General features: G+C 70.9%; 5 protein-coding genes and 2 tRNA genes. 5 read left to right on the top strand and 2 right to left on the bottom strand.

Annotation, left to right across the window (positions count from 1 at the left end; all coding sequences use genetic code 11):
• Positions 1–571: PPA1309 family protein (locus RIF68_RS20270; protein ID WP_309052705.1), on the bottom strand; the 571-nt coding region annotated here is incomplete at its 3' end.
• Positions 572–706: 135 nt separating this feature from the next.
• Between RIF68_RS20270 and RIF68_RS20265 the strand changes: the two genes are divergently transcribed.
• The 4 genes from RIF68_RS20265 to RIF68_RS20250 all read left to right on the top strand — a co-directional run bounded on the left by RIF68_RS20265 (position 707) and on the right by RIF68_RS20250 (position 6,044).
• A complete protein-coding gene (locus tag RIF68_RS20265; protein WP_309052704.1) occupies positions 707–3,622 on the top strand; it encodes a UPF0182 family protein in 2,916 nt (971 codons plus the stop codon).
• A 44-nt stretch (positions 3,623–3,666) separates the two neighbouring features.
• A tRNA-Met gene (locus RIF68_RS20260) sits at positions 3,667–3,740 on the top strand.
• A 204-nt stretch (positions 3,741–3,944) separates the two neighbouring features.
• Positions 3,945–5,924: a tetratricopeptide repeat protein gene (locus tag RIF68_RS20255; RefSeq protein ID WP_309052703.1), complete on the top strand. Its 1,980-nt coding sequence runs from the start codon at positions 3,945–3,947 to the stop codon at positions 5,922–5,924.
• A 46-nt stretch (positions 5,925–5,970) separates the two neighbouring features.
• Positions 5,971–6,044 (top strand) — tRNA-Met (locus RIF68_RS20250).
• Between the two features lie 135 nt (positions 6,045–6,179).
• On the opposite strand, the gene RIF68_RS20245 is transcribed toward RIF68_RS20250, so the two are convergent.
• A complete protein-coding gene (locus tag RIF68_RS20245; protein ID WP_309052702.1) occupies positions 6,180–6,599 on the bottom strand; it encodes a Fur family transcriptional regulator in 420 nt (139 codons plus the stop codon).
• 148 nt (positions 6,600–6,747) lie between these two features.
• Here RIF68_RS20245 and RIF68_RS20240 point away from each other — a divergent pair.
• Positions 6,748–7,510: catalase (locus tag RIF68_RS20240; RefSeq protein ID WP_375165722.1), on the top strand; the 763-nt coding region annotated here is incomplete at its 3' end.

The following is a 7,510-nucleotide window of genomic DNA, read 5'->3' as shown; positions in this document are numbered from 1 at the left end:
CGAGGGCTGACGCTCCACGTCCGCGCTCGAAGGTGGCCGCCAGGGCCTCCGCCAGACCCGGGACGAGGTCGGGGCCGGTCAGGACCTCGGTCGGGGAGTCCTTCTCGCGCAGCCGGATCGCCGCCTCGCGCGCCCCGTTCCGCAGCACGGCCACGGTCATCCGCACCTCCTGCCGGTCCGGGTGCGCGGCCACCCACTTGGCCAGCTGCTTCTCGCTCATGCCCTGGGGCACCTGGGCCTCCGCCGACGGGGGCAGCATCAGCCGCTCCACCGTGAGGGCGCAGCCGGCGACCGCGTCGGGCCAGGCGATGGTGCCGAGGAACTCGTCGAGCGCCTTCCCCCGGGGCAGCTTGTCCTGCTCGATCGGGGTGTAGGCGGTGGCGTCCTCGCCGAGGCCGAGCTGCGAGGCGAGGGCGGGCTCCTGGGCACGCAGCCGCGCGGTGTCGACCAGGGCGAAGAGACGGGCGGGCTGGTCCCAGCCGAGACCCGACGCGTATTCGTCGATCTCGAGAACCGCGCGGGTGAGGGGACTGGAGGCCATGGGCGGCCCGGAGGGGGAAACGTTGGACATGACCAATATCCTGCCTCCTCTTCCCCCGAAGACGGGAACTAGGTAAAGCCTCAGTAAGTTGCACCAGTGGGCTCTACGATCGCGGGGCCTGCTTTCAGACGCATCAACATCGAGGGGCGCACGTTGGCTTTCCAGATGCCGGACCGCGGCGGAGGCCCGTCCGGGCCAAGGATGAGAGTCGGCCGGCCGTCCCGGCGGGCCCGGACCCTGCTCATGACACTCGGGGTGCTGGCCGTTCTGGCCATGGCGTTCGTGATGTTCGCCGGGTTCTGGACGGACTGGCTCTGGTACCGCTCGGTCGCTTACTCGTCCGTGTTCACCACCACCCTCTGGACCAAGATCGGTCTCTTCGCGGTCTTCGGTCTGCTGATGGCGTTCGCCGTCGGCCTCAACATCTGGCTGGCCCACCGGCTGCGGCCGCCGCTCAGCGCGATGTCGCTGGAGCAGCAGAGCCTCGACCGCTACCGCATGGGCATCGCCCCGTTCAAGAAGTGGGTGCTGCTCGCGGTCACCGCCCTGGTGGGCCTGATCGCAGGCGCCTCCGCCTCCGGCCAGTGGCGCACCTGGCTGATGTGGGTCAACGGGGTGAAGTTCGGCCAGAAGGATCCCCAGTTCGGTCTCGACGTGGCGTTCTACGCCTTCGACCTGCCCTGGTACCGCTTCCTGCTGGCCTTCGGTTTCGCCGCCACCATCCTGTCGCTGATCGCCGCCGCCCTCACGCACTACCTGTACGGCGGGCTGCGGATCACCAGCCCGGGCGCCCGGGCGACGGCCGCCGCCACCGGGCACCTCTCGGTGCTGCTCGGCGTCTTCGTCTCGCTCAAGGCCGTGGCGTACTGGCTCGACCGGTACGGCCTGGCCGTGAAGTCCAGCGATTTCAAGGCGACCGGCAACTGGACGGGCCTGCGGTACGTCGACGCCAACGCCTACCTGCCGGCGAAGACGATCCTGTTCTGCATCGCCGCGATCTGCGCCGTGCTGTTCTTCGCGACGCTCTGGCGCCGCACCTGGCAGCTGCCGGTCATCGGCTTCGGCCTGATGGTGCTCTCCGCGGTCCTGATCGGCGGCCTCTACCCGGCGATCGTGCAGAAGTTCCAGGTCCAGCCGAACGAGCAGGCCAAGGAGGCGCCGTACATCCAGAAGAACATCGACGCGACCCGCAAGGCGTACGCGATCGACGGGGCGAAGCCGGAGAACTACTCGGGCAAGTCGACGGTCAAGGCGAAGGACCGGCTGCGCGCCGACTCGCAGACCGCGGCCAGCTACCGCCTGCTCGACCCCAACATCGTCTCGCCCACGTTCCAGCAGCTGGAGCAGAAGCGGAAGTACTACCAGTTCCCCATGACCCTGGACGTGGACCGCTACCAGGGCAAGGACACCGTGATCGGTCTGCGGGAGCTGAACATCCGCGGCATCCCGAAGCGGAACTGGATCAACGACCACTTCACGTACACCCACGGCTACGGCGCCATCATGGCCACGGGTACGCAGACCGACGCCAACGGTTCGCCGGTCTTCACCGAGTCCGGCCTGCCGACCACCGGTGAGCTGAAGACGTACGAGCAGCGGATCTACTACGGCGAGAAGACCGACCAGTACTCGATCGTGGGCGGCCCGCAGAAGGAGCTCGACTACGAGGAGAACGGCGAGAAGACCACCAGCTACAAGGGGAAGAGCGGCGTCAGCCTCTCCAGCGCCTTCAACCGCGCCGCGTACGCGGTGGCCTTCAGCGAGCCGCAGATCCTCTACTCGGGAGCCATCGGTGACGGTTCGCGGATCCTCTACAACCGCACGCCGAAGGAGCGCGTCGAGGCCGTCGCGCCCTGGCTGACCATCGACGGCGACGCCTACCCGGCGGTCGTCGGCGGCCGGATCCAGTGGATCGTCGACGCCTACACGACCACCAACGGCTACCCGTACGCCTCGCGCACCACGCTCGGCGACACCACGGCCGACTCGCTGACCGTCGGCAACCAGCAGCGCGCCGTCGTCGCCCAGCAGAACCAGGTCAACTACATCCGCAACTCGGTGAAGGCCACCGTCGACGCGTACGACGGCTCGGTCACCCTCTACCAGTGGGACACCCAGGACCCGGTCCTGAAGACCTGGATGAAGGCGTTCCCGGGCACGGTCAAGGCCAAGTCCGAGATCAGCGGCACCCTGATGGAGCACCTGCGGTACCCGCAGGACATGTTCAAGGTGCAGCGCGAGCTGCTGACCCGCTACCACGTCACCGACCCCGCGCAGTTCTACAGCGGCTCGGACGCCTGGCAGGTGCCGGACGACCCGACCAACAAGGAGGGCAACGCGGTCCCGCCGTACTACCTGAGCATGAAGATGCCCGGGGACACGGCGCAGCGCTTCTCGCTGACGACGACGTTCACGCCGAACGGGCGGCCCAACCTGGGCGGCTTCATGGCGGTCGACGCCGACGCCACCAGCAAGGAGTACGGCCGGATGAGGCTCCTGCGGGTCACCGAGGACGTGCCGGGACCGGCCCAGGTGCAGAGCAAGCTCAACGGTCTGCCGTCCGTGGCCCAGTTCGTCCGGGACATGCGGGGCGCCGACTCCGACATCCAGTACGGCAACCTGCTGACCGTGCCGCTCGACGGCGGGTTCCTGTACGTGGAGCCGGTGTACGCGCAGGGCCGCAACGCGCTCTACCCGCTGCTGAAGAAGGTCGCCGTGTCGTACGTGGACGCGGACCAGCCGGGCGGTGACACCACGAAGGACGTCACCGTCTTCGAGGACAACCTCACCGCGGCGCTCAACGCGGTCTTCGGGGTGGAGGGGCCGAGCACGCCGACGCCTCCGCCGCCGGGCACCACGCCTCCGCCGCCGGCTTCGGCCGACGCCGAGCTGAAGCAGGCCATCGCCGACGCGCAGAAGGCGTACGACGCGGGCGAGGCGGCCCTGCAGAAGCAGGACTGGTCCGCGTACGGCAAGGCGCAGGAGGAGCTCCAGACGGCGCTGCAGCGGGCGGCCGAAGCGGGGGCGAAGCTCAAGCCGAGCGCCCCGGCCACCCCGCCCGCCGAGGGCTCCGGCGGCTGACCTGCGCATCTGCCCCCCGCGTCGTGATACTGTGGTTTCACCGACGCGGGGTGGAGCAGCTCGGTAGCTCGCTGGGCTCATAACCCAGAGGTCGCAGGTTCAAATCCTGTCCCCGCTACTCAGGACGAGGGCTCGGATCCATAAGGATCCGGGCCCTCGTCGCGTGTCGGGGTGGCGACGGGGAGGCGAAGGGCGGTACGGAGGGGGCGAGTTGGCGTGAGTCGTGTTTGACTTGTCTCTCTGTGGGCATGTCGACAAAACGCTGAGGTGACCTCACTGGCTGCGGTATACCAGGTGTGCGCGGGTTGTGGGTGGTGCGACGATGGTATTTATGGGGGACAGGGCAACTCTGTTGGAGACAGGGCGGTTTGTGCAGCGGCACGCCAGAAATGCCGCGGACGAGATCATCGAGGCAGTGAGGGCCGTCGATGCGGTCCCCGACACCACCGCCGAGAGCCGGACCACCACCACCGACGCCGACACCGAGCACGAGACGGAAGCCGAGACCGAGGCACGCCACCGGCGCGCGGCCGAGCGCGGTGACGCCGCCTCCATGAGCGCCCTCGGCGCCCTGCTGCTGCGCCGCGGTGACCTCGACGGCGCCGAGCCGTACCTGCGCGCCGCCACCGCCGAGGGGGACCGGGCCGCCGCCAACAACCTGGGCGTCCTGCTGCACCAGCGCGGTTACCCCGACGAGGCCGCCGGCTGGTGGCGGGTCGCCGCCGTCGCCGGTTCCGCGCCCGCCGCCCACGCGCTCGGCCGTCACCACCGCGAGCGCGGTGACGAGCCCGCCGCCGAGTACTGGCTGCGCCAGGCCGCCGAACAGGGCCACGCGCTCGGCGCGTACGCCCTCGCCGACCTCCTGGAGCACCGCAGCGACGTCGGCGCCGAGCGCTGGCTGCGCGCCGCAGCGGAGCAGGGCCACCGCGAGGCCGCCTACCGGCTCGCGCTCGCCCTGGAGCGGCGTGCCACGGCCGCCTCCCGGGGCCCGCACGAGAGCGCCTCGCGGACCCGGCTGCCGGGCGCCGCCGCCGTGGCCTCGGCCGCCGGCGCGGGACCGGGCGGGGTGACGGGGCTCGTGGAGCCCGGTGACGAACTCGCCGAGGCGGAGCAGTGGTTCCGCCAGGCCGCCGCCCGCGGACACCGCCGGGCGGCGCTGCATCTCGGCGCCCTTCTGGAGAAGCGCGGCGAGCTCAAGGAGGCCGGCCGCTGGTACCTCAGCTCCGCCAAGGAGGGCGAGTCCCGGGCCGCCTGCGCCCTGGGCTTCCTGCTCCGCGACGCCGGTGACGAGGAGAGCGCGGCCGTCTGGTGGCTGCGCGCCGCCCAGGACGGTGACGGCAACGCGGCCAACGCGCTGGGCGCCCTGCACGCGGCCCGGGGCGAGCAGCAGACGGCCGAGCGCTGGTACCGGGCGGCGATGGACGCGGGCGACGTCAACGGGGCGTACAACCTGGGTCTGCTGTGCGCCGCCCAGGACCGGATCGCGCAGGCCGAGCAGTGGTACCGCCGGGCCGCCTACGCGGGCCACCGCGAGGCCGCCAATGCGCTCGCGGTCCTGCTGCTGCAGGCGGGCGACGCCAACGGCGCCGAGCCGTGGTTCTCCAAGGCCGCCGAGGCAGGCAGCGTGGACGCCGCCTTCAACCTGGGCATCCTCTACGCGGGCCGGGACGACGACGCCGCGGCCCTCGTCTGGTACGAGCGGGCCGCGGCCGCCGGCCACACCGAGGCCGCGCTCCAGGTCGGCATCGCGGCGCTGCGGGACGGCGACGAGCAGACCGCCGAGCGGCACCTGAGGTGCGCGGCCGGCGGGGGCAGCGCCGAGGCCGCCTTCCGGCTGGCGACGGTGCTCGACGCCCGTCGCCCCGAGCCCGGCGGCGCCGTGCTCGGCGCGCCCCGGGACGAGAAGTCCGAGTGCGAGGAGTGGTACGAGCGGGCCGCCGAGCAGGGGCACCGGCGCGCGCAGGTGCGGGTCGGCATGCTCGCCGCCGCGCGGGGCGACCTGGCGGAGGCCGCCCGCTGGTACCGGGAGGCCGCGGACGCCGGCAGCCGTAACGGCGCCTTCAACCTGGGGCTGCTGCTCGCCCGTGAGGGGAACGAGCGGGAGGCGGCGCTCTGGTGGACCAGGGCCGCCCGGGCGGGACACGGCCGGGCCGCGCTGCGGCTCGCCCTGCTCGCCGCGCGCCGCGGAGAGCTCAGCGAGGGGCGGCGCTGGTGCGCCCGGGCGGTCGAGCTGGGCCCGGCCGAGGTGGCCGAACGCGCGGCCCGGCTGAGCGAGGCGCTGCACGAGGAGCTCACCGCGTAACGGATTTGCGCTGGTCGCGGGGGTCCCGTAAGGTGGTGTTCACCGACGCGGGGTGGAGCAGCTCGGTAGCTCGCTGGGCTCATAACCCAGAGGTCGCAGGTTCAAATCCTGTCCCCGCTACTCAGTAGCAACGAAGGCCCGGATCCTCAGGATCCGGGCCTTCGTCGTTCGTCCGGGACCTGAGGGTGGCGGGGGGGCAGGGGAAAGCCCCCGCCGGAGCGGGGGCTTCCTCGGATCATCGCGGTCAGCGCCGGGTCACGCGGTCGACGCGCAGCCCGGGCAGATGCCCCGGTAGGTGACCTCCACGTCGGAGATCGTGAAACCGAAGCGCTCGGAGGCCGGCAGGTCCGCCAGCGGGTCGCCCGCCGGGTGGACGTCGCGGATCGCGCCGCAGCGGCCGCAGACCAGGTGCTGGTGCGGCCGGTGGGCGTTCGGGTCGTACCGCTTGGCGCGGCCGTCCGTCGCGACTTCCATAACTTCGCCGAGCGTGACCATCTCGCCCAGCGTGTTGTAGACGGTCGCCCGGGAGATCTCGGGCAGCCTCGTCACGGCACGTGCGTGGACCTCGTCGGCGGTCAGATGCACGTGATCACCGTCCAGGACCTCGGCCACGACGCGGCGCTGCGCTGTCATGCGCCAGCCGCGTCCGCGCAGTCGTTCCAACAGGTCACTCATGCGCACCAGCCTAACAGTCGGGGGACTCCGTCCCGAACGGGTGTGACTTTGGAAGTTCACTTGACTTAGACATTGTCTATCGTAGGATCGATCCCGGCATCGGCCAAGGGTTTCGTCCACGGCCCGGCCGACGACAGGACACGCAGGAATGACGCAGGAGGCGCACGTGACCCAGGGACCGCTCACCACCGAGGCAGGCGCGCCGGTCGCCGACAACCAGAACAGCGAGACGGCGGGCGTCGGCGGTCCGGTCCTCGTCCAGGACCAGCTGCTCCTCGAGAAGCTCGCCCACTTCAACCGCGAGCGCATCCCGGAGCGCGTGGTGCACGCCCGCGGCGCCGGCGCCTACGGCACCTTCACCGTGACCGCGGACGTCACGAAGTACACGCGGGCGAAGTTCCTCTCCGAGGTGGGCAAGCAGACGGAGACCTTCCTGCGCTTCTCCACCGTCGCCGGCAACCTCGGCGCGGCGGACGCCGTCCGTGACCCGCGCGGCTTCGCCCTGAAGTTCTACACCGAAGAGGGCAACTACGACCTCGTCGGCAACAACACCCCGGTGTTCTTCATCCGGGACGCCATCAAGTTCCCGGACTTCATCCACACCCAGAAGCGCGACCCGTACACCGGCTCGCAGGAGGCTGACAACGTCTGGGACTTCTGGGGCCTCTCGCCGGAGTCCACCCACCAGGTGACCTGGCTGTTCGGCGACCGCGGCATCCCCGCCTCGTACCGCCACATGGACGGCTTCGGTTCCCACACCTTCCAGTGGAACAACGAGGCCGGTGAGGTCTTCTGGGTCAAGTACCACTTCAAGACCGACCAGGGCATCAAGAACCTCACCCAGGAAGAGGCCAACAAGCTCGCGGGCGAGGACCCCGACAGCCACCAGCGCGACCTGCGCGAGGCCATCG

The organism is Streptomyces sp. (genome assembly GCF_031178505.1).
GTDB classification, from domain to species: Bacteria; Actinomycetota; Actinomycetes; order Streptomycetales; family Streptomycetaceae; genus Streptomyces; species Streptomyces gulbargensis.
Note: the sequence above shows the minus strand (reverse complement) of the source record. Positions and strands in the feature narration are given on the sequence as shown.

Coding starts and splice junctions, on each gene's coding strand:
- RIF68_RS20265 (WP_309052704.1), top strand. CDS start 707: ATGCCGGACCGCGGCGGAGGCCCGTCCGGGCCAAGGATGAGAGTCGGC.
- RIF68_RS20255 (WP_309052703.1), top strand. CDS start 3,945: ATGGTATTTATGGGGGACAGGGCAACTCTGTTGGAGACAGGGCGGTTT.
- RIF68_RS20245 (WP_309052702.1), bottom strand. CDS start 6,599: ATGAGTGACCTGTTGGAACGACTGCGCGGACGCGGCTGGCGCATGACA.